Source organism: Agrobacterium sp. 6Ca8, from assembly GCF_055382765.1.
Window position 1 is genome coordinate 1257640 of sequence record NZ_AP026434.1, and the last position, 26225, is coordinate 1283864.

Genomic DNA, 26225 nt, shown 5'->3' on the forward strand with positions numbered 1-26225 from the left:
ATTTCGATATTTATTACTTAGTTATAGCGCAAATTATTTCTAATATTTTTGAATTATAATACTAGAGCAAACTTGCGCCCAATCCCGCAATCGCTTGGGAAAGGCATCAAGTTTCATGGATGAAGATGAGGGGATGCGGGCTTTTAATGCCGCGTGGGGTCGCAAGACGGGTGATATAGCCGCACTCCCTCCCGACACTATGCGGCAAAGACAGCGCAACGTGCCTTCCGCCAATTCGCGCCCGGCGAATCCGGTTAGAGGCAGGCCACCGAGGTGGGAATTATTGCCTGTCGTTCGATAGACCAGCGGGGAAAGTCATCATAGTCCCCAACATTGCCTCGATCGCATCCGCCTGCACCGGGCGGCTGAAGTAATAACCCTGACCATAGGGGCAGCCGGCAGCGCGCAGAAACGCTGCCTGCTCGCCGGTCTCGACGCCCTCGGCAATGACATCGATGCCCAGAGACCCCGCAAGCTGGATCATGATGGAGACGATGGCGCTGTCCTTGGTTTTTTCCGGCAGATGGGTGAGGAACGACCGATCTATCTTCATGCACGACAGGGGGAAGGTCTTGAGCATGCCGAGACAGGAATAACCAATGCCGAAATCATCCAGTGCCAGGCTGACGCCCATCTCCTTGATGACGCGCATGATCCGCACGGATGTTTCCACATCCTGAATGATGAGGGTTTCGGTGATCTCAATTTCCAACAGAGACGGTGCAAGGCCGGATTGCGTGAGCGCAGACCTGATCTGCTCCACAAGGCCGCCCTGAAATTGCCTGGGTGAAATATTGACCGCCATTTTGACGGGCGGCAGCCCGGCATTGCACCATGCCTGCGCCTGAAGACAGGCTTTCTTCAGAACGCTTTCCCCAAGTTCCACGATCAGGCCGGTTTCTTCCGCAAGGCCGATGAATTCCGCGGGGCCGAGCAGACCTTCCACCGGGTGCTGCCAGCGCACCAGCGCCTCCACGCCGCTGATGCGACCGGTCAGAAGGTCGACCTGCGGCTGATAGTGTAGAACGAATTCGTCCCTTTCCACCGCCTTGCGCAATTCCTCGATGCGGGTGAACTTCTTTCTCAGATCATCCGCCATGCGCGGCGTGAAGGTTGCAATGCCATCTCGCCCGCTATGCTTGGCCTCATACATCGCAAGATCGGCCGCAGCGACAATTTCCGCCGTGGTTTCCCCGTGCTCCGGGAAAAATGCCATGCCAATGCTGCATGTGACCTTGATATCGTAGTTGCCAAGGCGCAGCGGCTGCGAGACCGCAGCCCGGATATGTTGCAGGCGGCTTTCGAAATCGTCCTTGTGCTTATGCAGGATGATGACGAACTCATCCCCGCCCACCCGCAGCACCAGATCGTTTCGACCGAGACTGCGCGAGATGCGCTCAGCCGTTTTGGACAACAAAGCATCGCCAACGCTGTGGCCGAGCGTATCGTTGATCTGCTTGAAATTATCGAGATCAAGAAAGCCGATGCCGACATGCCGCTTCGCTTTTGCCGATGCTGCCAGTATCTCCGGCAGTCTCGTATCCAGAAAGCGGCGATTGGGCAGCCGTGTCAGCATGTCGTGATCGGCAAGAAACGCGATATGTTCCGCCGCCCGTTTGCGATCGATCGCAAGACCCGCCATGCGCGCGGCGGCGGCGATGAACTCCAGAAGCCCCGCATCCGGTTTGCGGCCCGCCAACATGCACCACACGAAACCGTGCGCATTGCCTTCGCTGGCGGGAATATCGAAACTGAAGGCCACATTACCGGCGGGATAGGTCAGGCTTTCGGGATCGCTGACGCTGGAGATGAGTGCTGTCACCCCCGCATGCTGTGAAAGCGCCGGTGAGGCATAGACTGAGGGTTCGCCGGCCGCGGCATCGAACACGCGAACAGCGCAGGCAAGACCCGTAGCGAGGTTTTCGATGGCCTTCACGAATTCTTCGAGAAAATCCTCGATACGCGCCGCCCCAACAATCATTTCGAGAATATGCGCCTGCGCCTGGAGCAGTCGCTCCGAGGCTTTCTTCTGGGTAATATCCCTGGATGCACCAACCACACCGATGATCGCGCCGTTCTTGTCCTTAAGCGGCACGCGCGACATCATCAGCCAGCGGTCGATATCGCCGCGCATTGCGCGTTCCTCAAAACCGAGATCCGGCTCTCCCGTGCGCATCACCCGCGCCTCGGTCTCTGGAATGCCGGCACGCTGCGCCGCATCGCCGTTAATATCGTAATCGGTGAGACCGATCAGTTCCTCGACTGTGTCGAAGCCGTTTTCGGTGACGATGGCACGGTTGGCGAAAAGAAAGCGGCCTTCCAGGTCCTTGGCGTAGATGAAATCCGGCACATGATCGATCATCGCTTCAAGCAGCGCATGCCGGTCGGATGGCGGCGCATCGGACTTCGTCCGCGGCGGCCGGTTCTGCAAGCGTGACTTCGGGCCTTTGGAACGCAACTATCCGCCTCGTTACTGTATAAGGAAGCAGAATAGTAGGATTATACATATTATATAAATATGAACGGCGGCGGGAGATTGAAGCGAAATGGCGCGACAAATACCGCGCGATCAGATTGTCGGCAAAGGCAAAACCTCTCCTGCAAGATGCCAGCCTTGAACCGACATTGAGCCGTGGCGCATCTGCGCCGTGAAGCAAGCTTTTCCCATTCAATACTTCATAGCACTGAACCGTGAGCTGCAGGAATTCGTAGTCAATCTCATGAGCTGCAACGGCTGCAGCGTTTGACTGCAACCGTCAATTGCTTATCCATCACACGACAGGTGTGGGGAGCTCTTTACCGGCAAAATGCGCGTCGAGATTGGCGAGAACCAGATCGGCCATGGCGCGCCGGGTCTGGTGCGTGCCGCTGCCGACATGCGGCGCGAGCGTGACGTTTTCGAAGGCGAAAAGCGCCTCCGGCACACGTGGCTCATCCTCAAAGACGTCAAGCGCTGCGCCACCGATCGTGCCACTCGAAAGCGCCTCGACCAGTGCCTTTTCATCCACAAGCGAACCACGCGCCACGTTGACGAGCACACCCTGGGGACCGAGAGCCTTCAGCACATCCGCATTGACGATATGACGCGTTTCGGCGGTGGCGGCGGCGGCGATGATCAACACGTCGCAATTGGCGGCCAGCGCTTCGATGCTGTCGTGATAATCATAGGGAACATCGCGACGGTTTCTGGCGGTGTAGGAAATGCGCGCATCAAAGCCTTCCAGTCTTTTGGCGATCGCCTGACCGATGCGGCCAAGGCCAAAAATGCCGTAGCGGCGGCCGGCCACACGGGTGGAAAGACCCATATCACCCTTCAGCCATTGCCCCGTGCGCACATGCTGGTCAGCCTGCGGCAGCTTGCGCGCCTGCGCCAGAACAAGACCGAGCGCGAGGTCAGCGACATCCGCCGTCAGAACATCCGGTGTGTTGGAAACGCGGAAACCGCGTCGCTTGGCTTCCGCCAGATCCACCTTGTCGAAACCGACGCCGTTGATGGCGACGATCTCGAGATTGGGGAGTGCGGCGCCGATATCCGCCGGCAGGCCGATATGGCCACCGGTGACGACGCCGCGGATTGCAGCACCCTTTTCAGAAAGGAACGCCGCCTTGTCTGCCGCCTCAAACAGGCGATGAACAGTGAAGCGCTGCGCGAGTTCTTCTTCCAGTGCCGGGATCAGCGGGCACAGTTGTACGATTTCAGTAGTCATGGATATGTCCTTGTGGATCAGGCGCTATTTCACATCGGCCTTGACGAATTGCCGGAGTTCCGGTGTTTGCGGATTGGCGAAGAGTTCTGCCGAGCGGCCCTGTTCCCAGATCTTACCCTTGTGCATGAAGATGGTTTCGGTCGCCACACGGCGTGCAAAGGCCATTTCATGGGTAACAAGGATCATGGTCATGCCACCCTTGGCGAGGTTTTCCATGACCGTCAGCACTTCCTCCGTCAGTTCGGGATCGAGTGCAGAGGTAACCTCGTCGAACAGCATCACCTTCGGCCGCATGGCAAGCGAACGGGCAATCGCCACGCGCTGCTGCTGGCCGCCGGAAAGCTGGTCGGGATAGGAATCGAATTTCTCCGACAGGCCGACGAGTTGCAGAACCTCGCGGGCAATGTCCTTCGTTTCCGACTTTGCCACGTCCTTGACGATACGCGGAGCGAGCATGATGTTTTCGCCGACCGTTAGATGCGGGAAAAGATTGTAGCTCTGGAACACGATACCGACATCGGTGCGCAGCTTGCGCAGCGCCGTGGCATCTCCGCCCAGCGCATGGCCGGCGATTTCGATGCGGCCCGAATTGATCTTCTCCAACCCGTTCATGCAGCGCAGCAGCGTGCTCTTGCCCGAGCCGGAGCGGCCGATGAGGGCGAAAACTTCACCACGGCCGACCGTCAGCGACACGCCTTTGAGGACTTCCAGAGCGCCAAAGCTCTTGTGAACGTTTTCAACGATTACTTCCGGCATGAAGCCTCCTTTCCAGCCAACGAGACAGCTGGGACAACGGGTAGCAGACGATGAAATAAAGCACGGCCACCGCGACGAAGACGCGAAACGGCTGGAACGTGGCATTGTTGATAAGCTGCCCCGCTCTCGCCAGTTCGACGAAACCGATGATCGATGCGATGGACGTATTCTTGACGACCTGAACGGCAAAACCGACGGTCGGCGGCAGGGAAATGCGGATCGCCTGCGGCAGGATGACGTAGCGATATTGCTGGGCGCGGGTGAGAGCCAGCGACTCCGACGCTTCCCATTGCTGCTTCGGCACCGCCTGGATGCACCCGCGCCAGATTTCGGCGAGATAACCCGACGTATAGATCGTCATCGATGCGCCGGCAGCAATCAGCGGTGGCAGTTCAAGTCCGGCAAGGCTTAGGCCGTAATAGGACAGGAACAGGATCATCAGCACCGGAATGCCCTGGATGACCTGGATATAGGTGCCGGCAGCGATACGCAGCGCCTTCAGATCCGAGGTGCGGGCAAGCGCCACGAAGAAACCGACGAGGCCGCCGCCGATGAGCGCAATGATCGTCAGAAGCACGGTCCATTGCAGGGCGGTGAGCAGGAAGCCGAACTCGTTCCAGCCGAAAGTTCTGAGTGTCATGACTGCACCTCCGGCAAGGCGGTCATCGTCTTGCGCGCCACGCGGCGGCCGAACAGCCACATGCCGACAAGGGCAAGGATGAGCCGCAGGCTGAGCGCCAGCGCAAGATAGATGAGCGTGACGACGATATAGACCTCGAAGGAGCGATAGGTCTGCGATTCCACGAAGGCAGCGGCGGCCGCAAGCTCATGGGTGGAGATGGCCGAACATATGCTCGATGCCAGCATCATCAGCACGAACTGGCTGCACAGCGAAGGATAGACCTTGGCGATGGCAGGCACGATGATGACGTGACGATAGATCTGATATTTGGTGAAGCCCAGAGCCTCGCCCGCCTCGATCTGCGACTTGTGGACCGCCTCGATGCCGGCGCGGATGATTTCCGTGGAATAGGCGGCAAGATTGATAGTCATGCCGATCAGCGCTGCCGTATCGGCTCCAACGCGAAAGCCGAGCCCCGGCAGACCGAAATAGACGATGAAAAGCTGCACCAGAAATGGCGTGTTGCGGATCACCTCAACATAGCCGTCCACGATAATGCGGACGATGCCGCCATTGATGGAACGCAGCGAGGCTAAAAGAATGCCGAAAGCGCAACCGAGCACGATGGAGAGGACCGATAGCTTGATCGTCAGCCATATGCCGCTCAACAATTCGTTCTGATATTGGGCAAGTGCGCCGAATTGAAATGTATAGGACATGCGTCACTCCGTGGACATTTCCCGGCCCGCCGGAATTTCTCCCGGCGGGCGCGTTGAATGGCTCAATCAGAAGCTTGGCAGTTGCGGCAGCGGACGGCCGGTCCACTTCACCGAGATGCGGTCGAGATCGCCCGACATCTTCATGAGATAGATGGAGGTGTTCAGCCACTGACGCAGCTCGAAATCCTCAATCTTCGTCGCCATGGAATTGCCCTGCTGGAAGAAGGTGAAACCGACCTGCAGACCGGCTTCCGGACGCTGCTTGATGATCGCCTCACCCACCGTGGACGGCAGGGCGACGGCATCCACCTGACCGGCAAGCAGAGCCTGGGCGCTGGTGGAATCGTCTTCGTAGACGACGATTTCGAGACCTTCGACATTGGCCTTGCGCAGCGCGGTTTCCTGCGAGGAACCGCGATTGACCGAAACGCGCTTGCCCTTGAGGCTGTCGAGATTTTCGAATTTCTGGTCCTTGCCGGAGATGATGTCCATGTTGAAGGCGCTGTAGGGCTGCGTGAACATGACGGTCTTGGCGCGTTCACCGGTCGGGGCGAGCGTCGCGACAAGGAAATCGACCTTGCCGGTCTGGAGCGCCGGAATGCGGGCCGGCGGCGTCAGCGGCACCAGCTCGACCGGCAGCGACAGGTAAGAGCCGATCAGATTGGCGACATCAACGTCGTATCCGGAAGGATTGCCCTTCTCGTCCACCATACCCATCGGCGGCGCGCCGGTGAGAACGCCGATTTTGACCTTGCCGCGCGCGGTGATCTCGCTGAGCGAGACGGCATGGGCCGAGGTGGTGGCGGCTAGCGTTGCTGCGGCAACACCGACTGCGACGGTCATGTTCTTCAAAAATCTGGAAATGCTCATGGTTTCTCCTCCAACCCTTTATTTGCCGTCCGCACGGGAACAGCGGCCTTTGCGCAAACCGAAAAATGTTCTCGATAACATTTCAACCCGATTTGCAAAAAACTCCTCCCAAGAATACGCGAAGATCCAAAACTGTTAGAATTCCCTATGAAATTCAATGATTTTGGCTGGTTATCGATTTTCCTCTGGTCGACACCATTTCGCGTTCTTGGCAGGATCAATAATGCATGTTATCGGTATCATTGCAAGTCCGATCTACAGAACTGTTGCATCGGGCATTCATTCGGGAGGGAACCATGTATACACGCTCGGCAATTTTTGAAGGCAAGATCCACGCCGGTCGGGAGGAGGAGTTTTTCCGCATTGTCGAGGAAAAGCTTCTGCCGGTCTGGAAACGCATGCCGAACGCGCAGGCCGTGCGCGTCATGCGCACCGAGCGTACGGACCCGGACGCGGCGGCCATCATTATGGTGCAGGAAATCGACTATCCGTCGATTGAGGCTGTGGAAGAAGCGCTGGTTTCGCCTGTTAGACTGGAAGGCCGGGTGCTGACGGACGAGATGATGAGCATGTGCGACGGGCGTTTCTATCACCTCGTCTACCGTCGCATCGCATAAATCCGGTGCACGCCGCACCGATCTGCAATCATGCGGCGTGCTTTCCCTTGATATCTTCGTGTATGTCTTGTCCTGAACCGGTTCTAATTCAGGGAGACATGCTTTGGTGGAGCGCACGCCCTTGGCCGCAGCGTTAGTCACGTCAAAAAAAGCAACCATGAGCGACGTCTCGAAACTCGCGGGCGTCTCCAAGATGACCGTTTCGCGGGTGCTGGCCGATCCGGCGCTGGTGTCTGAGGACACGCGCCAGAAGGTGATGAAGGCCATCGAGAAGCTGGGCTATGTGCCTGACCGGATCGCCGGTTCGCTGTCTTCCCGGCGCACCAATTTCATCACCGCCATCCTGCCGACGCTCACCAACTCCAACTTCGCCGACAGCGCACAGGGGCTCGCCAACGCGCTACGCGCCGCCGACTATCAACTGCTGATCGGCTATACCATGTACGATCTGCAAGAGGAGGAGCGCGTCATCCGCACCATGATGGAGCGCCGGCCAGACGCCATAGTCGTTGCCGGAACGGTGCATACCAAGATGGCGAGCGAAGTTTTGATGCGCGCCGGCATCCCGATTGTCGAAATCTGGGACGTTCCCGAACATCCCATCGACCATGCGGTCGGCTTTTCCAACTACGAAGTGGGAAGAAACGCCGCCAAATATTTAATATCGCTTGGATTTAAGAGAATTGGCGCACTGGGATCGCGTGCGGATGGCGATGTAAAGGACTGGCGCGGCGAAAGCCGTCTGCTCGGTTTTGGTGCTGCACTTCGCGAAGCCGGGATTGCCGACGACCTCATCATCCGCGAGGGCAGCGCCCCAGTCTCCTACGACCATGGGGCCAAAACGCTCGGCTCGTTGCTGGCGAAGGCGCCGGATGTCGAAGGCATTTTCGCGGTCTCCGATATTTCCGCCGTCGGCGCACTGATGGAGTGTCATCGTCGCGGCATTCATGTGCCCGAACAGATTTCCATCCTCGGCTTCGGCGATTTCGACATCGGTCGGCAATGTTATCCAGCGATTTCAACGATCCGTGTAGACGCCCAGATGATCGGCCGAAAAGCGGGCGAATTGCTGCTTTCCATATTGGAAGCGGAAAAAGGCGCTGCCGTTCCCGAAGGCGCGCGGGTGGATGTCGGGTTCGAGTTGATCGTGCGCGAGACGACGAAGCGGGTGGGCGGGTGAGGAGTTCCCTCCCTCATCCCTGTGCTGGTCACAGGGATGAGGGAAGTACGGTGTATCGTCCTTATCGAGCGCCCCAAGTGTCCGTCAGACGATATCCTTCCGGCCACGGATCGGAAGGATCAAGCATGTGCTGGTGAATGCCGGTGATCCAGCCGCGGCCGGAAATTTCCGGCAGGATGGCCGGGCGGTCGCCCACCGTTGTCGTTCCCAGAATGCGACCGGTAAAGGTGGAGCCGATGAGCGACACGGCCGTCAGCGTCTGGCCTTCTTTCATCTCACCGCGTGCATGCAGCACCGCCATGCGGGCCGAAAGCGCCGTACCGGTCGGTGAGCGATCCACCTTGCCCGGCTGGATGGCAACGGCGGCACCTGCCCGCAGGCCCTCAGCGGTGCGCTCTACCTTGCCCGCAAACAGGCAGAAGGAAAAATGACGCCAATCCGGGTTTTCGGGATGCTCGAAACCCAGAGCCTTGTTGGCCGCATTGGTGATGCGCACGCCGAGACGGGCAATCTCGTGCGCTTCATCCGGCTTCAGGCTGAAGCCCATCGCCTCGGCGTCGACGATGACGAAACTGTCGCCGCCATAGGCCGTATCCACCTTCAACGTACCGAGACCCTCGACCTCGAGTTCTACATCGAGGTTCGCGGCAAAGCTCGGCAGGTTCTGCACGAAAATGCGTTCGGCCTTGCCATTGCGGCATTCGGCACGCACCTTCACAAGCCCGCCCGGCGCTTCAAGCAGCATATGGGTTTCCGGCTCCTGCATTGGCACGATACCGCCATCCAGAAGCACGGTGGAAACGCAGATGGAGTTGGAGCCCGACATGGGCGGGGTATCTTCCGGCTCCATGATGATGAAGGCGGCATCCGCGTCAGGATGTTTTGGCGGTACCAGAAGATTGACGTGGCGGAACACGCCACCGCGCGGCTCGTTGAGCACGAAATTGCGCAGGGTCTCATCGCGGGCGATGAAACGGCTCTGTTCCCAGATCGTCTCGCCCGGCGGCGGCCTGACGCCGCCCACGATCACATCACCCACCTCGCCTTCCGCATGGGCGGAGATGACGTGAACTGTCTTGATACTGCGCATTTAGTGCTCCTCAGGAAAGCCAGGATGGAAGACGGGAAATAGCACGACCGGTCAGTGCGCTTTCAACACAGTCGGCAAGGCTGCCGAAACGCACTGCCCGGCCGCTGAGGCCAGGACCGTAGTGGGCGTACTTGCCCGAATTGGTCATCAGCGCGCGCGTCCTGGTCGGAAAGACCGGTTCGGAAATCGAGCACCAGCACAGATCAGGCAGTACCTGGACGCCACTGTCATGCAGGCGTTGCAGGGTGCCGTCCCGTTCTGCTGCGTCGATGACCTGCTGTCCGGCAGTGACGATGACGGCAACATTTGCATGACGCCTGCGTCCGTTGAAGGCGGACGCCAGCGCGCGGCATTCCTCCAGCGAGGCATGCGGGCTGCCGATGGCAACCAGTTGCACATCCTCTGGTCCCTCATTCAGAAGCGACCAGCCTGCGGCCATATCAGCTAGCGAAACTGTGACGGTTTCCGCCGTTTCGACCGGCTCCAGTCTCGCTTCCGGGGTGACGCCACCGATATGCAGCATGGGAGCCGCAGACGTGGTGCCGAAAGCGGCGCAGAGCGCCTTCAGATCATCCCGCGAAGGCTTTGCTGCGCCAAGACCGCGCAGAAGCGGAATGCAATCGGGGGCTGCCTTGCCAGCGAGATAACCGATGAGCGGCCAGAAGGCGTCATTGATATCCTCAGGCAAAGCGACATCGACAATGCGTTGCGGTCGGCGGTTTTCCTCAAGATAGACGCCGGACAATGGCGCCCTGCCCGTCAAGGCAATGCAGAGATCGAGAAAATCCGGATGTTTAGCCGTGCGTGCGCCGAGAACCGTATTTGCGAAAATCACGGCATTCGATTCGGCCCAGGCGATCATGTCGCCGGCCTGCGGCGCGCTGTCGAGCAGATATGGCGAACAGGTGAAGGTGGGGCGACAGCCCATGCGTACATAGGCATCTGCCAGCCTTGCGGCGGGATCGCCGAAATCCTCCGGCACGCCCTGCGCGCGCCAATGCGCCTTGTCCACCGAGATGGCGTTCATGGTCGTCGGCACGCGCACGCTTGCGCCCATCTCCGCCATCTTCTCTGCAAAGGTGAGATTGGCGGGGCTGGCATAGATGCAGCCGTCAATATGACCCTGCGTGACATCGACGAGCGCTGACGCCCCCTGCTGGGCGGCCATGGCGACAATGATGCGCATGGCCTGCTGCACGGCAATGCCGTCGCGGCCCTCGACCATTGCCCTGTCGTCATTCTTGAGATCGAGATGCGTCGTCGCAGGCGGCGCGATCGCGAGGGAAACGCCATCAGCCTCAATGGTATTTTCATCGATACGCACATGAGAGGCTTGAGAGAATTGCGCGAAATTCTCCGCGTCCAGGCGCAGTACCGGCAAAGGCTTGCCGAACATTTCCGAAGCGATCAGCGCGCCGAGCGTCAGCACGTCTTCGGCCTCGCAGAAGACAAGCGCTGAGGGTGCGCGGCCCGTCAGGATGAGATCGAGCAAAACGCCAGAACCGGTGCAGGAGCCACGGCTTGACGGCATGAACAGCACACCGCCGGTGAGACAGACGCCGTGCAGCGGGTGGTGCACGTCAATCACCTTGCCGGTGGCGGGATCGACACCGCCCCAGAAACTCAGCGCCTCTGTCGTGGCGATCACCACGCCTTCAGCCGCGCCCGGCAGGATGCTGCGCGCCTGAGGAACGGCTGTTGGCGAACCGGAAGAAGACATCGAAAATCTCCCCAAAAGCATTTCCAGTAAAAGTGCGTCGCGGTTTTGCGTCTGGAAAATGCATAAAAAAAACCAGAGAATTTTTGCGTTTCGGAGAAAAGCCAAAATTCTCTAGAAACGTTGTGGCGAAAATGCCCTTGTATCGATGGCGGGTTTTTGCCCCGTCAGTAGATCGGCGACGATGCGGGCCGTGCCGGCCGATTGCGTCAGCCCCAGATGGCCGTGACCGAAAGCATAGATCACCCGCGCCGTATGCCGCGCCGCACCAATCGCGGGCAGGCTGTCGGGCAGCGAGGGGCGAAAACCCATCCATTGTTTGCCGCCTTCGGTTTTCAGGCCTGGCAGAAAACTTGCCGCCTTGGCGAGAAGCGCCTCGGAGCGGGCGAAATTGGCCGGAAGCTCGAGCCCGCCCAGCTCCACCGCACCGCCGACGCGAATGCCGGTCGAAAGCCGCGTGACAACGAAACCATGCCCGCCGAAGGTCACCTGCGTGCGCAGATCGAAGGCGCCTGAAGGCAGGGTGGTATTATACCCCCGTTCCGTTTCCAGCGGAATTTTTTCCCCAAGCGAACGGGCAATGCGATGCGAAAATGCGCCTGCCGCCAGCACCACCTTGCCGGCCTTGCGGGTGCGCCCGTCATGGCTCACCACTTCTACACCGTCTTCCAGCGGCCTGAGCGCTGCGATGTCGAGACGTTCGATACGACCGCCGATGCTGCGGAAATGCTCGGCAAGAGCCAGCGTATAGAGCTTCGGGTCGGCGATGGAATGCCAGCCGGGCGTGAAGGTGCCGCAGGTGAAACGCGGTGCGATGCCGGGCTGTATCTCGGCCATCTGCTCGGCATTGAGGTGCCGGAATTCGATGCCATGACGCTCGCGCGCCTTCCAGCCGGCAAGCGAGCCTTCGAATTCGGCTTCGCTTTCATAGACCTGGAGATTGCCCTCCTTGCGCAGCATGGCAATCGTGTCGGTTCTCCTGAGAAACGGCTCAAGTTCAGATTTCGACAGGTCCATCAGCGCCGTCTGGGCGGCGGTGGAATGTTCAACCTTCGAGGCGGCACAGGCGCGCCAGAACCGAAACATCCATGGTGCAATCTTCAGCGCATAGGCAGGCGGTACGCTGAGAGGCCCGAGCGGGTCGAGAAGCCACTTCGGCGCTTTCCAGAGAATGCCGGGGGATGCGAGCGGCAGGATATCGGTGAAGGCGAAGGCACCGGCGTTACCGGCGGAAGCGCCGGCCGCCGGGCCTTCGCGATCGATAACCGTGACCGAAAGGCCGCGTCCCTGCGCGGCAATAGCTGCCGAGAGGCCGACAACGCCGGCCCCTATGACGATGACATTGTTTGCAGACATTACCGCACGCTCGACAGGAATTTCTGCGTCTCGGGGTGCTGCGGCGCGCCGAAAAGCTGATCCGGCGTGCCGATTTCCGCCATCACGCCCTGATGGAAAAAGGCGACACGGTTCGACACATCGCGGGCGAAGGCCATTTCATGGGTGACGCAGATCATCGTCATGCCCTCGTCGGCCAGCATTTTCAGCGTATCGAGCACTTCGCCCACCAGCATCGGATCGAGCGCTGAGGTGACTTCGTCGAACAGCATATATTCCGGCGACATGGCAAGAGCGCGGGCAATAGCCATACGCTGCTGCTGACCGCCAGACATGCGGTTCGGATAGACCTTCAGCTTTTCGGCAAGACCGACATGGGTCAGTTGCTTGACCGCGATTTCCTCGGCCTGCTCTTTCGAAATGCCAAGCACCTTGCGCGGCGCCAGCATGACGTTTTCAAGCACCGTCAGATGCGGAAAGGCATTCCATTGCTGGAAGACGATGCCGACCTTGCGACGCAGCTTGTTGAGGTCGGTCGATTTGGCATGAACCTCGGTGCCGTCGATGACGATCTTGCCGCTATCGATCGGCTCCAGGCCGTTGATGCAGGTCAGCAGCGTCGACTTGCCGGAGCCGGAACCACCGATGATAGTGACGACCTCGCCGTTGTTGACCGTCAGGTTGATCCCTTTCAGAACCTCCAGCGGGCCGAAGGATTTGCGGACGTTTTCGATCTCAATCATTGGGGGACCACCGTCTTTCGAGATACCCGCCGAAACGGGCGATGGGGAAGCTGATAAGGAAATAGATGGCGCCGCAGATCATGAGAATGGTCAGCGGTTCCTGCAGGCGGGTGACGAGGATCTGCGAGGCACGCAGAAGCTCGATAAGTCCGAGCCACAGCACGAGCGCCGAATCCTTCATGACGCCAAGTGTCAGGCCGATCCAGGCGGGCAACGACACGCGAGTTGCAAGCGGCAGCACGATGTAGCGCATGTCCTGCGACCAGGTCATGCCGAGCGAACGGCAGGCACGGCGCGTGTTCGACGGCACCGCTTCGATGCCGCCACGCACGATCTCGGTGCAGTAGGCCGCCGTATAAAGCGACAGAACCACGCATGAGGTGGTAAATGGCGGCCAGCCGAGCTTGGCGATCGACTGGAAGGCATTGCCAAGCACCAGCTGGATGAGGAGCGGCACGGAGCGGAAAACATCCAGCACGAAGGTCAGCGGCAGCGACCAATAGGCCCCGAGCTGGAAGCGGATGACACCGAAGATGATACCCATGAGGGTGCCAGCCGTCACGGCAACGGCGGTGACGGCAAGCGTCATCCCCGCGCCCTTGGCAAGGAAGGCAAGATCACTCCAGGTGAGAGCGGTTTCAAACATGGCGCACCTCTCTCAGTAACGAAACAGACGAGCGGCCAGCAATCTGGCGGCAAGCGTGACGATCTTGGCGATCACGTAATAGATGACCGCGGCAAGCGCGAAGAATTCGAAGGTGCGGAACGAACGGGCGTTCAAGGCCTGCGTGACACCGGCAAGATCCGTATTCATGCCGACGGTGACACCGAGCGAGGTCATCAGGATTGCCCAGACCATCTGGTTGGTGGCAGGCAGGAAGGCGACGCGCAGCATCTGCGGCATGATGATGAGGCGGAAGGTCTGCATCGACGTCATGCCGAGCGAACGGCCGGAGCGCGTTTGCGTATCCGGTATCGCCTTCAGCGCTCCACGGAAGTTCTCCGCAAGATAGCCCGCATTGTTGAAGGCGATGCCGGCCAGAAGTGCCGTATAGGGGCTGAGATGAATGCCGAAATTGCCAAGGCCGAAATGGGCCATGTAAATCTGGAACAGCGCCGGCGTGTTGCGGGCGATTTCCACCCAGACGGCGGCAATGGCACCCAATATCCGGTTACCGGAAAGCCGGAACAGGGTTAGCACGATGGCGCAGGAAAGACCGATCACCATCGACAGGACCGCGATCTGCAGCGTCACCAGCGCACCGTCCAGCAACTGCGGCAAAGCCTTCAGCGCCTGATTCCAGTGGAATGTATAATTGAACATAACCGTCTCACCTTTTCAGAAACGATCAACGGCGCGATCGATCCGACCGCGCCGTTTGGGAAAAGTTCCGATCAGCGATAGACGCCGTTGACGGTGAGCGAAGGAACTTCGCCGCCAACCCATTTTCCGTAGAGTTCGGCGTAACGGCCGGTGCGAACCTGCTGGTTGATGAACAGGTTCAGGTAATTGATGAAGCCATATTCATCGCGGTTGGTGAAGAGAGCGACATAATCGATGTCATAAGGTGCCTTGCCGACCACCGAGATGCCGGCAAATTTGCCGGTCTTAACGTTGGCCTGTGCAACGGTCGAGGTTGAAACGGTGGCGTCGATCTGACCCTGGCTGAGCGCGAGGAACACATCAGCCTGCGTCTGGTAAGGACGGAACTCGCCCACGCCCCATTCCTTGACGGTCTTTTCGAGCGCAATGGCTTCGAACGTACCGGCAGTCGCGCCGACGGTCTTGCCCTTCATGTCCTCAAAGGACTTGACGCCAGATTTGTCGTTGGCGGTGACAGCCATTTCGAAGGCGAAGTAAGGCACGGTCATGCCAACCGTCTTGGCGCGCTCAAGCGTGTCGGACGTGGAGGCAACGCCAACATCGACGCGGCCGGACATCAGCGCCGGTATACGTTCCGGGAAAGGTGTCTCGACGATTTCAGCCGTGACGCCGAGCGCCTTTGCGAGATCGTTGCAATAATCGACATCGAAGCCGATCGGGTTGTTGGCGTCATCACGCGCGCCCATGGGCGGGAAGTCGAGCACGACCGCACAGCGCAGCGTACCGGACGAAATGATGTCGTCAAGCTTGTCGGCCTTGGCCGGAGTAATAGCGAAAGTGGCGGCCAGCAGGCCGGCGACGATGACCGATTTTTTCATTGTTGATTTGCTCCCAGAATTGCTCTGCCATTGAAGGCGAGGTCACTATTTCCCCATGGAGGCGATAAATCAACATAAAAATACAATGAGTATACAAAAAGAATTTTTGCAGCAGCGAACAGTGCTACGGGAGCGAGCTTGCAATTCGGGACCGAAGAGCACGTGAAAATGGCGCCCTGGTTGGGCAAGTCTGCCCTACTCTCATCCCGGCGCTTGTGGCAGGAATGGGCACCGGACGCAGAATGCCGAAAAGACGAGTTGCAATAGAATGACCGTTGTATACTTTATGTATTCAAAATGTGCGAGCCCAATATCGGAGGATTATGATGAGCGACAACACCACATTGACCATCGACGGGCTTTTTCAGCGGGTCGAAGCGATTTTCCGCAAGGCGGGGCTCAATGCCGTGCAGGCGGGAGCGCTTGCGCGGGTTATTGTTGCCGGTGAGCGTGACGCCTGCAAATCGCACGGTATCTACCGCATCGAAGGCGCCCTGCGCACCGTCAAGGCAGGCAAGGTTAAGCCCGATGCGATGCCGGAGGTGGCCGAAGACGACGGCACAGCGATCGTGAAAGTCAACGCCAATGGCGGTTTTGCCAACCCCGCCTTCGAGCTTGGCCTGCCTGTTCTGGTGGAGCGGGCGAAACGCACCGGCATCGCCGCGCTCGTCATCAATGACTGTACGCATTTCTCGGCGCTCTGGCCGGAAGTCGAGGGGCTGACAGCGAACGGTCTAGCGGGTCTGGTCATGTGCCCGAGCTATTCCACCGTCGCTCCCACTGGCGGAACCAAGCCGCTGCTCGGCACCAACCCCTTCGCCTTCGGTTGGCCCCGTAAGAACACTTCACCCTATGTCTTTGATTTCGCAACATCTGTTGCGGCGCGCGGCGAGATAGAACTGCACCGTCGCGCGGGCAAATCTTTGCCTGAAGGCTGGGCCGTGGATGCCGACGGAAACCCGACGACCGATCCGGAGGCTGCGCTTGCCGGCGCCATGCTTCCGTTCGGCGGCCACAAGGGTTCGGCCATCGGCACCATGATCGAGCTTCTCGCGGGTATCATGATCGGTGACCTGACCAGCCCCGAAGTACTGGAGTATCTCGGCACCACAACGCTTGCACCCTTCCATGGCGAGCTTATCGTCGCCTTTTCCCCGGAAGCCTTCGCCAAGGGCCGTCCGGGCGATCCTTTCCAGCGGGCGGAAATCCTGTTCGACGCCATTATCGGCCAGGGAGCCCGCCTGCCCTCCGGCCGCCGCTTCACTGCACGCGCCAAATCGGAAAGCGAAGGCATTACCTTGACCGCCGCCGAAATCGCCGGTCTCGACCGGCTGCTGGAACAGGGGATGGACGCCGTCTCCTGACATCAGTCCTTCGTCATGCCGAACCCAATCAGGCATGACGAAGGATATCTATCGAACCTCATAAAACGAAAAAAGGCCCGCAAATGCGGGCCTTTTTCACTGCAGAAAGTAATCAGGCAGCCTTGCAGGCCTGAACCGCACCCGGAAGCTTGCTCCAGTCGGCGTACCAGCTGTTGAACAGCTTGAACTGCGCCTCGACATAACCGCGCTGGCTGTCGCTGAGGGCATCGGTCTCGTTAAAGTGCAGCGTATATTCCTTGTCGCCCTTCAGCACCATCATGTGCTTGAAGTAGAGAACCAGATCCGGGCCTTCATCGAAGGAGGAGAGGACGGCGAGCGCCTGCTCCAGTTCCAGCGCGCGGGCGCGGGCGTCCGCATCGCCCTTGGCGGCGGCCTGCGACAGCTTGCAGAGATGGATGACTTCCTTCGGCAGAACATTGCCGATGCCCGTGATCGCGCCGGTTGCGCCGCAATTGACGAAGCCGTGGACAACGGCAGTATCGACGCCGATCATCAGGGTGACTTCATCATCGCGGCTGGTGATGTTTTCAGCAGCGTAACGCATATCCGCCGGACCACCGAATTCCTTGAAGCCCACGAGGTTCTTGTGTTCCGCACGCAGCGCGAAGAAGAGATCGGCGCGGGTGGCGAAACCGTAATAGGGGCTGTTGTAGATGACAGCGGGCGTTTCGGGAGCGGCCGCAAGGATGGCCTTGAAATGCGCCTTCTGGGCAGCGATGACCGAGCCGCGCGAAAGAACACGCGGAATGACCATCAGGCCCTTTGCGCCAACCTTCTGGGCATGGGCGGCGTGCGCAACGGCAGATGCCGTGTTGACCGCGCCGGTGCCGACGATGACCGGAATGCCGGCTTTCACCAGACGTTCCACGCCTTCCATGCGCTGCTCATCGGAAAGAAGCGGCCAGTCGCCCATGGAACCGCAATACACGACGGCAGACATGCCATCGGCGATCAGCTCTTTGCCCTTGCGGACAAGCGCGTCGAAATCGGGGGTGCGATCATCTTTGCAGGGGGTCATCAAGGCGGGAATCACGCCGGAAAAAATGCTGGCCGTCATTACTAGCTCCTAAGGGACAGTTTTTCGGGAATGGACGCACCTCCGCGCCACCCTTTCAACAAGGACATTACAATCTTGTATTTTATTTGTCGACAAGAAATCGACAAGCTACAGATTTATTTCCAGCCGCTCATTGCGCACCAGTAGTTTCTGCACCTGCTGCACGATCTGTTCGGCATGCTCGCGGGCCAGTTTCTCGGACAGAACAGTGTCGCGCGCGGCGATCGCCGCTATGATCGCATCGTGATCGTCGACGAAACGTTTCGGCAGGCGATCATCATAGGACTGGTAATACAGCCGCAAGATGCGCCGTCCCTCATCCAGCAGACGCTTGAACAGACTGGTGAAATAGGGGTTGCGCCCGGCTTCGGCGATGGAAAGGTGCAGGGCCGCATTGGTGGAAATCATCGCCAGCGCGTCTTGCTCTTCCACCGCAATGGCAAATTCCGCATTATGGGCGCGGATGCCGGCCAGATCTTCCGGACGGTGATATTGGGCAGCAAGCTGGGTCGTCACCCGGTACATCAGCACCAGCGCATCGAAATAGGTATGCATATTGAGGAAATCGATGTTCGACACCATGGTCGAACGGTTCGGCAGCGTATCGATCAGCCCCTCGCCCGAGAGCCGCACCAGCGCTTCGCGAATGGGCGTGCGCGACATCTTGAACCGCTCGGCAAGCTGCACCTCATCGATTGGACTACCCGGTGGCAGAACCAGATCGAGAATCTCGTCGCGCAGCAGATCGTAGACCATCTTCACGCCGGAGCCACGCTTACGCTCGGCAGAAGCAATTATATCCGTCATAACCAAATCCCTCTTGTCGACATAAAGAGTACTATTATATTTTTTCCATATCAACGCCGCGTTGCAGCACCTGCCCCTCGAATGGCGGAATAATTGTTCAAAAACAACAAAAAGCCGTCACGAAAATTACCCGCGACGGCTTCAATAATTCAATTTGTGACATCGCTGCTTTTTTACAAAGCACCGCTTCGAGGTAGGGACCTCAGTTACGCAGGCCGGTGGCCACGACGGAAATCTTGAAAGCGCCGTCCAGCGTCGGATCGAAGGACGCGCCCATCACCACATCGGTCTCTTCGCTGACTGCCTCGCGCACAAGCGTCATCGCCTCGTCGATCTCGTAAAGCGTCAGGTCGTTACCGCCGGAAATCGACACAAGTGCGCCGCGTGCCTCCTTCAGCGACGGTTCGCCGAGCAGCGGGTTGGCGATGGCGGCGGCTGCCGCTTCCGAAGCGCGTTTTGGACCCTTGGCCTGCGCCGTGCCCATAAGCGCGCGTCCGCCATTCTTCATGACGTAACGCACATCGGCGAAGTCGAGATTGACCAGGCCTTCGCGCAGGATGAGATCGGTAATGCAGCGCACGCCGAGGGACAGGACCTTGTCCGCCGTCTTCAGGGCACTTTCAAAGGTCGTGCCGGCATCCGCAATACGCAGCAGGTTCTGGTTGGGAATGACGATGACGGTATCGGCGGTATTAAGCAGATTGGCGAAACCATATTCGGCAGCACGCATGCGGCGCGCGCCCTCGAAGCTGAACGGCAGGGTGACGACACCGACGGTCAAGATGTTCTTCGCACGGCACGCTTCCGCGATGACGGGCGCAGCACCGGTGCCGGTACCGCCGCCCATACCGGCGGTGATGAAGCACATGTCGTAACCGTTGAGGTGATCCATGATCTCGTCAAGCGAATCGATTGCCGCCTGCCGGCCAACCTCCGGATCAGCCCCGGCACCCAGCCCGCCTGTAAGTTCGGAGCTGAGTTGCACGAGCCTTGGCGCGTTGGTTTTCTTCAGCGCCTGCGCATCCGTGTTGGCGGCGATGAAATCAACGCCGCCGATGCCCTCGTCGATCATGTTGTTGATCGCGTTTCCGCCGCCGCCACCGACGCCGATAACAGCGATATTGGGCGTATTGCGGGCGATTGGAGCGCGCGGAGACTGGGTCATCGTCTTATTCTCTTTCTAAACTCATAGGGTCTCGCGCCGTTTTTTAACCGCGGCACGCGAATGATCGGCAACGTTCCTGCATGTCCTTCCTGGCGCGTGAAGGACGCTGTAACGCTTTGAATTTGCATGCAAGCCTTTGCCCCGCTTGCGGCTAAAGGCTTGTGCTCCAGGGGCGAAAGATGCGCTACGGCGACTGTCTCCGACCCCTTCCCCGGATGAAAACCAAACCGAATCAACTGCTTCGCTATCTAGAGGTGATAGCCGAAAAGCCGGTCCGTTTACACTGTATTCACCATGTTTATCTCACTTTGGAACGAGTTGCTTCGGCAGGTGTTTGCCTTCCGACCGCGCTAAAGCGCATGGAATGGAGGCAGTCATATGTCCGCATACATCCTGCAAAACGAACCGGGTTTCCGCACGGAACAACCGCGTGTGCTGATCGTGGAGGACGAATTTCTCATCGCTATGGATATCGAAGATTCCATTATGCAGGCGGAAGAGGAAGCTGACGTCATCGGCATCGCCAACCGGCTGGATCAGGCCGTGGCACTCGGCAGCCGCGCAGATATTGCCTTTGTAGACGTCAATCTCGCCGACGGCCAGACCGGCCCGGAGATCGGGAGGCGGCTTTCGCAGGATCACGGCGTCGTGGTGATCTTCATGACGGCAAATCCGGAAGTGGTGGTCAATCTCGGTATCGGCGCAGGCGTTATCGTAAAACCTGTGCCGCAGGACGCCGTGGAACAGTGCCTTTCCTACGCACTTGCCAAGCGCGCGGGCACCCGTGCCGTTACGCCCATCGGCATGATGGCTTTCGACTGAACCATTCTCGTGGAGATAAAAAGCGGGTTGCCTGAAAACGGCGCCCGGCGCTGAAAACAAAAAAGCCTGCCGCGGGAGGAGGTGCGGCAGGCTTCTTGAAAGATTGAACAGCGATATGGGAGGAGGAAACCGCTGTCCCCGGGGCAATCCTTGGGAGGAGGAGTAGGATCACCCGCATTACCGAAAGAATGTGGGAGGAGGTACATCCGTTTCGATGATTTGAAGATATGATTTTTTTCTGCATTTCACAGACACAAGCTTGCACCTCAGACATGCATCAAACGCATGGCGATTTTTCCAACCCGAAACATCAATGCAACAGGCTGATTTTCGCCTTTGCACGGCATGCCCCGTGGGAGACACAAGCGTCGACGGTTCGCCAAAAACAAAAACGCCCGCGAAGCGGGCGTTTAGTCATTCAAAAGCGGCAATAGCTGCCTGATTACTTGCCGACGGCGGCGCGGGCGACGCTGTTGATCTGGCTACGGTCGATACCGAGATCGTGCAGTTCGCGGCTGCTCATGCGGCCCAGTTCGTTGACGGTCTGACGATACTTGCGCCAGTTATTAAAGCTGCGTGCTACGTTCATGACATTACCCTTTCAAGGTGTTGGCGACGTCAGTAACGTTTCGTTCCGGCGTCCTTTGATGTCCCTTATATGCGCCTTGTCGGGACCAAAGAACAGACAGAATAAGGCAGGCCACCCATGCGCTGAGTGCAAAGGTCATCCTCCGAGGGGCGCGGAAAAACAGAAGTATGGCGTAAATTCAGTCATATCGGGGGCCACTACCGACACCACGTCGTCAGAACTTGTAGCGAACGCCAAACACATTGGCATTCGTCGCGCCCTTCATATTGCCCAGCGTCTTGCCGCCGCCGGAACGGTGGTGAAGCCGCCAGAAGAACTCCGTCGAGGATTCTTCGCTGAAGGAAACGTTGATTTCCGGGCCGAGGTAAAACAGGACATTGGCGTTGCCGTTGTCCTTGATTTCTTCTTGCCTCTCCCGCCCCGGCTGCGCATCCGAGACGAGGCTCAGACCCGCCGTGAAACTCGGCGAAACGAACAACCGTTCCCCGAGCCTGATCTTGTCATAACGCGCGACAGGTCCTGCCCAGACTTCACCGGTGAACCCCTTGCCAAACCTGACGGCAACGCCGATTTCACCGCCCAGCTTCACATTGCCGATGCGATAGGGATAGAACTGATAACCGCCACCCAGAATGGCATTCTTTTCGTATTCCACGGGAACGAGGGCAGCGCTTTTCAACATGTCTTCTTTCGTTAAAACACCACCGAAACCAAATATCGCTTCACTCGTCTGCGAAGCCATATCCTCCGATGCGAGGGATGGTGTCGTGGCCAGTGCGATCATGGCCGTGAGTGACAGACGTCCTGCGATATTCATTTGCTACTCCTCAACAAAGCCCTCTTTTACCCAACCGTCCTCATAGGCATATTCCCGGAGGGCGAACATACCGTTACCGAACACAATTAATTCAACTCGTTCGCAAATGCTGGAAAACGGGCTAATGTCCGCCGGTCAGCGCAGGAACCGCCGGAAGCGGCGAAGCGCAAAAATGAAGAGTGCAGAGCCTATCGCAAGCAGCGCCAGCAATTGCGGCCAGACCACATCCAGCCCCGCCCCCCTGAAAAGCACCGATTGCGCCAGAATTACGAAATGAGTGTTGGGTGCGAGCAGCATGAGGTACTGGATGATATCCGGCATGCTTTCGCGCGGCGTCATGGCGCCGGACAGCACCTGCAGCGGCAGCAGGAACAAGATCAGCAACATGCCGAATTGCGGCATGGAACCCGCCACTGTTGCCAGGAAAATACCCATCGAGGTCATCGCAAAGAGCTGCAACGCCGTTCCAAGTAGGAAAAGGGAGAGCGAGCCTTCGATGGGAATAGCGAGCAGCCCCTTGACGACAACGAAAAGGGAAAATGCCGAGGCCACCAACACGACAAGGCCCATGGACCAGACCTTGCTGAGCATGATTTCCAGCGGCGTGACCGGCATGACCAGCAGATGCTCGACCGTTCCATGTTCACGCTCGCGAATGAGCGCCGCGCCCGTCAGCACGATCGACAGCATGGTGATGGCGGTGATGATATTGTTGATCGAGCCGAACCAGGATTTGTCCAGTTCAGGGTTGAAACGAGAACGCAGCGTCAGATCGACTGGCACCGTCGTCGCGCCGCGATAGCGGTTGACATATTCCTCAACTTCGCTCGTCACGATGTTCTGCACGTAACCGCCGCCGCTGAAGGCCTGGCTCATGCGGGTGGCATCGATATTGAGTTGGATGGCAGGGTGCTGCCCGGCCATTAGCTGACGCTGGAAATCCGGCGGAATGTTGAGCGCGAAGGTGTCGAGCCCTGCATCCATGCGCTTGTCCATTTCAGCAATGGAAATCTGCTTCGGCGGCGCGAAATAGGGCGGATAAAACGCCGTGCTGATGCGACCGGAAAGCGGCGACTGATCCTCATCAACAATGGCGATGGCGGCGTTGTTTAGGGTTTCGGGCAACGCGCTGGAACCGGTGTAGATTTGCAGCGTGAAAGCGTAAACGATCAGCAGCAACAACATGCCATCACGCGCAAGCCCGCGCAGTTCCTTGATGCCGAGCTGGAAGATGTTGGATGAAAACAAACTCATGACGCCTGTTTCCTCAAAAGAGTAGCACCAGCGATGAGCAGCAGCGGAATGGCGATGAGAAGCGGCAGAAAGGAACCCGAAAGACCGTCGAAATCCAGCCCCTTGGAGAAGGTGCCGCGTGAGATCGTCATGAAATAGGTGGCGGGATAGATATTGCCGATAAAGGCCCCCGCCCCCTGCAGCGACGAAACGGGATCGATCATGCCCGAGTATTGTGTGGCCGGAATGAGCGTCAACAGGGCCGTGCCGAAGATCGCCGCGATCTGGCTCTTCATGAAGGAAGACATGACGAGCCCGATGGATGTGGCGATGATGACGAAGAGTAAAGCGCCCGTCGCGTAAGCGAGATAACTCCCGGTAAACGGCACCCGGAAGATGAAGATCGCAAATGCCGTCAAGAGCAGGAAATTGAGCATGCCGAGCGCCACATAAGGAAGCTGTTTGCCGATCAGGAATTCCAACCGCGTGGTCGGCGTCACGTAAAGATTGACGATCGAGCCAAGTTCTTTTTCCCGAACGACGCTGAGCGCCGCCAGCATGGCGGGAATGAGCATCAGCAGCAGCGGAATGACCGCCGGCACCATGGCGACGAGGCTCTTGACATCGGGGTTGTAACGATAGCGCGTTTCGATGCTGAAGCTGCTTTGCGTCGCTGCATTGCCATAGATTTCGCTCGCCTTGCGCGCCAACCATGTCTGGTGCATGCCCTGCACGTAACCGCGCACGGTTTCTGCCCGTTGCGGCATGGCGCCATCGATCCAAGCGCCGACCTCCACCGTCTTGCCGCGCAGCACATCGCGGCCGAAACCGGGTGGAATTTCAATGGAAAGGCTGAGTTCCCCGTCACGCATGCGCCGGTCCATATCCGCATAGTCGCGGATCGGCATTTTCTCGATGAAGTAACGGGAACCGGCTATATCGAGCACATAATCGCGGCTGATGGTGGAATCGTCGCGGTCCAGTACCGCGAAGGTCAGGTCCTCAACATCGAGATTGATGCCGTATCCGATCACGAACATCAGGATGACGCTGCCAAGAACCGCTAAAGTGCCGCGAATGGGATCGCGTTGCAGTTCCAGCGCCTCGCGGCGCGTATAGCTGAACATGCGCCTGACATCGAAAAACCGTTTGCGGGCTGGTGCAACATGCTGCGTCGGGACCACCTCCGTTGCCGGAGCGGGCGCTATTGAAGGTTCCGCCTTTTTGACACCCGAGGCATCCTCGAGATAGGCGACGAAAGCCTCTTCCAGCGTTGCGGCATTACGGCTTTTGGTGATCGCGTCAGGCGTATCGCTTATCAACACCTTGCCGGCATGCATCAGCGAAATCCGATCGCAACGCTCCGCCTCATTCATGAAATGGGTGGAGATGAAGATGGTGACATTATCGTTGCGGGAGAGATCGGCTAGGATTTGCCAGAACCCGTCCCGCGCCACGGGATCGACGCCGGAGGTCGGCTCATCGAGGATGAGAATGTCAGGAGAATGGATCATCGCCACCGCAAGCGACAGTCTTTGCCGGATGCCGAGCGGTAGGTCGTCCGGCAGCGTGTCCATGACCGTGCCGAGATCAAAGCGCTCTGCCATCTCGGCGATGCGCGGCTGAATGGTCGCTTCCGGCAGCTTGAACAGCCGCGCGTGAAGATCGAGGTTCTGTCGCACCGTGAGTTCGGAATAGAGCGAAAAGGCCTGGCTCATGTAACCGACGCGGTGGCGGATCGCCATGTCGCTGGCATCCACCTCGTGGCCGAATAGCTTCGCCTCGCCTTCACTGGCGGCCAGAAGACCGGTCAGCATCTTCATGGTGGTGGATTTCCCGCAGCCGTTCGAGCCGAGAAAACCGAAAATCTCGCCACACGGAATTTTGAAGCTGACATTGTCGACGGCGGTAAAATCACCGAAACGCATGCTCAGATGCGAGGCCTCAATGGCATAATCGCCCTCGCCGGTCACCGTGCGCGGCGCGATATTCACCTCGTGGTAACCCTTACGCTTTTCTTCCGGAAGAAGCGCGATGAAGGCTGCATCGAGATTGGCGGCGGAGGTGCGGTAGAGCAACTCGGTGGGCGAGCCGGTGGCAAGAATTTTGCCGCCATCCATGGCGACCAGCCAGTCGAAACCGGCGGCCTCTTCCATATAGGCCGTAGCGACAATCACGCTCATACCCGGACGACCGGCGCGGATGGAATCGATCAGCTCCCAGAATTGCCGGCGCGACAGCGGATCGACACCCGTCGTCGGCTCATCGAGAATGAGCAGGTCAGGATCGTGGATCAGCGCACAGCAGAGCCCGAGCTTCTGCTTCATGCCGCCGGAAAGCTTCATTGCCGGCCGGTCGGCAAAAGGTTCAAGGCCGGTGCTCTTCAGCAACTCGGCAATGCGTGCCTTTCTCTCCCTGCCGTCCTGCCCGAACAGCCTGCCAAAAAAGTCGATATTTTCGAAGACCGAGAGGGTTGGATAGAGGTTCTTGCCGAGGCCCTGCGGCATATAGGCGATGCGCGGGCAAGTATCCTCGCGGTGGCGCGGATCGGACATATCGCCGCCGAGGACCTCCACCTTGCCTTTCTGTATAGCCCGGGCGCCGGAAACCAGAGAGAGGAGGCTGGACTTGCCGACACCGTCAGGCCCGATAAGGCCGATCATCCGTCCGGCGGGAATTTCGACCGATATATCGGCAAGCGCAACCGTGCTGCCAAACGCCAGCCGTACATCCGTCAACCGCGCGACTGGCGCGCCGGGATTTTTAGTATTCGTCGCGGAGGGTGTGACCAT

General features: G+C 58.7%; 24 protein-coding genes. 4 read left to right on the top strand and 20 right to left on the bottom strand.

Translation table 11 applies throughout. From position 1 onward, the window contains the following. Positions 1-280: 280 nt before the first annotated feature. From ACZ5A6_RS19995 to ACZ5A6_RS20020, 6 genes are all read right to left on the bottom strand, one after another. Entirely contained in the window at positions 281-2431 is a 2151-nt protein-coding gene (locus ACZ5A6_RS19995) for a putative bifunctional diguanylate cyclase/phosphodiesterase (RefSeq protein ID WP_080850178.1), read from the bottom strand. A gap of 340 nt (positions 2432-2771) precedes the next feature. Beyond that, positions 2772-3707, bottom strand: coding sequence for a 2-hydroxyacid dehydrogenase (locus tag ACZ5A6_RS20000; RefSeq protein WP_065661913.1), 936 nt, complete (start codon positions 3705-3707; stop codon positions 2772-2774). Positions 3708-3731: 24 nt separating this feature from the next. Further along, a complete protein-coding gene (locus ACZ5A6_RS20005; RefSeq protein WP_004431334.1) occupies positions 3732-4463 on the bottom strand; it encodes an amino acid ABC transporter ATP-binding protein in 732 nt (243 codons plus the stop codon). Then, positions 4444-5103, bottom strand: a complete 660-nt coding sequence (locus ACZ5A6_RS20010) for an amino acid ABC transporter permease (protein WP_003505666.1) — start codon at positions 5101-5103, stop codon at positions 4444-4446. The genes ACZ5A6_RS20005 and ACZ5A6_RS20010 overlap by 20 nt, the downstream gene beginning before the upstream one ends. Beyond that, on the bottom strand, positions 5100-5804 hold the full coding sequence (locus ACZ5A6_RS20015) for an amino acid ABC transporter permease (RefSeq protein ID WP_004431329.1): 705 nt from the start codon (positions 5802-5804) through the stop codon (positions 5100-5102). Before ACZ5A6_RS20015 ends, ACZ5A6_RS20010 begins: the two co-directional genes overlap by 4 nt. A gap of 66 nt (positions 5805-5870) precedes the next feature. Further along, entirely contained in the window at positions 5871-6674 is an 804-nt protein-coding gene (locus ACZ5A6_RS20020; RefSeq protein ID WP_004431321.1) for a transporter substrate-binding domain-containing protein, read from the bottom strand. 296 nt (positions 6675-6970) lie between these two features. On the opposite strand from ACZ5A6_RS20020, the gene ACZ5A6_RS20025 reads away from it, so the two are divergent. Continuing rightward, on the top strand, positions 6971-7291 hold the full coding sequence (locus ACZ5A6_RS20025; protein ID WP_004431319.1) for a hypothetical protein: 321 nt from the start codon (positions 6971-6973) through the stop codon (positions 7289-7291). A 157-nt stretch (positions 7292-7448) separates the two neighbouring features. Beyond that, entirely contained in the window at positions 7449-8471 is a 1023-nt protein-coding gene (locus ACZ5A6_RS20030) for a LacI family DNA-binding transcriptional regulator (RefSeq protein WP_025594918.1), read from the top strand. A 61-nt stretch (positions 8472-8532) separates the two neighbouring features. Here the strand turns inward: ACZ5A6_RS20030 and ACZ5A6_RS20035 are convergent, their stop codons facing one another. The 7 genes from ACZ5A6_RS20035 to ACZ5A6_RS20065 all read right to left on the bottom strand — a co-directional run bounded on the left by ACZ5A6_RS20035 (position 8533) and on the right by ACZ5A6_RS20065 (position 15558). Then, on the bottom strand, positions 8533-9561 hold the full coding sequence (locus ACZ5A6_RS20035) for a trans-3-hydroxy-L-proline dehydratase (RefSeq protein WP_111789968.1): 1029 nt from the start codon (positions 9559-9561) through the stop codon (positions 8533-8535). 10 nt (positions 9562-9571) lie between these two features. Next, positions 9572-11281 (bottom strand): cis-3-hydroxy-L-proline dehydratase, encoded by a 1710-nt coding sequence (gene lhpI, locus ACZ5A6_RS20040; protein WP_111789967.1) that lies wholly within the window; start codon positions 11279-11281, stop codon positions 9572-9574. Positions 11282-11392: 111 nt separating this feature from the next. Further along, on the bottom strand, positions 11393-12634 hold the full coding sequence (locus ACZ5A6_RS20045) for an NAD(P)/FAD-dependent oxidoreductase (RefSeq protein ID WP_111796648.1): 1242 nt from the start codon (positions 12632-12634) through the stop codon (positions 11393-11395). Continuing rightward, positions 12634-13356 (bottom strand): amino acid ABC transporter ATP-binding protein, encoded by a 723-nt coding sequence (locus ACZ5A6_RS20050; RefSeq protein WP_004431309.1) that lies wholly within the window; start codon positions 13354-13356, stop codon positions 12634-12636. The genes ACZ5A6_RS20045 and ACZ5A6_RS20050 overlap by 1 nt, the downstream gene beginning before the upstream one ends. Then, positions 13349-14002, bottom strand: a complete 654-nt coding sequence (locus tag ACZ5A6_RS20055; protein ID WP_004431304.1) for an amino acid ABC transporter permease — start codon at positions 14000-14002, stop codon at positions 13349-13351. Before ACZ5A6_RS20055 ends, ACZ5A6_RS20050 begins: the two co-directional genes overlap by 8 nt. A 12-nt stretch (positions 14003-14014) precedes the next feature. After that, on the bottom strand, positions 14015-14680 hold the full coding sequence (locus ACZ5A6_RS20060; protein WP_111809841.1) for an amino acid ABC transporter permease: 666 nt from the start codon (positions 14678-14680) through the stop codon (positions 14015-14017). Between the two features lie 71 nt (positions 14681-14751). Beyond that, positions 14752-15558 carry an ABC transporter substrate-binding protein gene (locus ACZ5A6_RS20065; protein WP_013761084.1) on the bottom strand — a complete coding sequence of 269 codons (807 nt, stop codon included), beginning with the start codon at positions 15556-15558 and terminating at the stop codon, positions 14752-14754. A 326-nt stretch (positions 15559-15884) separates the two neighbouring features. On the opposite strand from ACZ5A6_RS20065, the gene ACZ5A6_RS20070 reads away from it, so the two are divergent. Then, positions 15885-16922 (top strand): Ldh family oxidoreductase, encoded by a 1038-nt coding sequence (locus ACZ5A6_RS20070; protein WP_111788460.1) that lies wholly within the window; start codon positions 15885-15887, stop codon positions 16920-16922. Positions 16923-17034: 112 nt separating this feature from the next. Here the strand turns inward: ACZ5A6_RS20070 and ACZ5A6_RS20075 are convergent, their stop codons facing one another. From ACZ5A6_RS20075 to ftsZ, 3 genes are all read right to left on the bottom strand, one after another. Then, entirely contained in the window at positions 17035-18000 is a 966-nt protein-coding gene (locus ACZ5A6_RS20075; RefSeq protein ID WP_013761087.1) for a dihydrodipicolinate synthase family protein, read from the bottom strand. A 108-nt stretch (positions 18001-18108) separates the two neighbouring features. Continuing rightward, entirely contained in the window at positions 18109-18807 is a 699-nt protein-coding gene (locus tag ACZ5A6_RS20080; RefSeq protein WP_004431295.1) for a GntR family transcriptional regulator, read from the bottom strand. 202 nt (positions 18808-19009) lie between these two features. Then, the gene (ftsZ, locus tag ACZ5A6_RS20085) at positions 19010-19972 is read right to left on the bottom strand and encodes a cell division protein FtsZ (protein WP_019566702.1); all 963 of its coding nucleotides are present in this window, start codon (positions 19970-19972) and stop codon (positions 19010-19012) included. Between the two features lie 378 nt (positions 19973-20350). On the opposite strand from ftsZ, the gene ACZ5A6_RS20090 reads away from it, so the two are divergent. After that, positions 20351-20794, top strand: a complete 444-nt coding sequence (locus ACZ5A6_RS20090; RefSeq protein ID WP_004431292.1) for a response regulator — start codon at positions 20351-20353, stop codon at positions 20792-20794. Between the two features lie 442 nt (positions 20795-21236). Here ACZ5A6_RS20090 and ACZ5A6_RS20095 read toward each other — a convergent pair whose 3' ends face one another. The 4 genes from ACZ5A6_RS20095 to rbbA all read right to left on the bottom strand — a co-directional run bounded on the left by ACZ5A6_RS20095 (position 21237) and on the right by rbbA (position 26225). Continuing rightward, on the bottom strand, positions 21237-21383 hold the full coding sequence (locus ACZ5A6_RS20095; protein WP_004431290.1) for a DUF1127 domain-containing protein: 147 nt from the start codon (positions 21381-21383) through the stop codon (positions 21237-21239). A 214-nt stretch (positions 21384-21597) separates the two neighbouring features. Then, positions 21598-22200, bottom strand: coding sequence for a hypothetical protein (locus tag ACZ5A6_RS20100; RefSeq protein ID WP_004431289.1), 603 nt, complete (start codon positions 22198-22200; stop codon positions 21598-21600). 135 nt (positions 22201-22335) lie between these two features. After that, positions 22336-23454 (bottom strand): ABC transporter permease, encoded by a 1119-nt coding sequence (locus ACZ5A6_RS20105; protein WP_004431287.1) that lies wholly within the window; start codon positions 23452-23454, stop codon positions 22336-22338. Continuing rightward, on the bottom strand, positions 23451-26225 hold the full coding sequence (rbbA, locus tag ACZ5A6_RS20110) for a ribosome-associated ATPase/putative transporter RbbA (protein ID WP_076845614.1): 2775 nt from the start codon (positions 26223-26225) through the stop codon (positions 23451-23453). The genes ACZ5A6_RS20105 and rbbA overlap by 4 nt, the downstream gene beginning before the upstream one ends.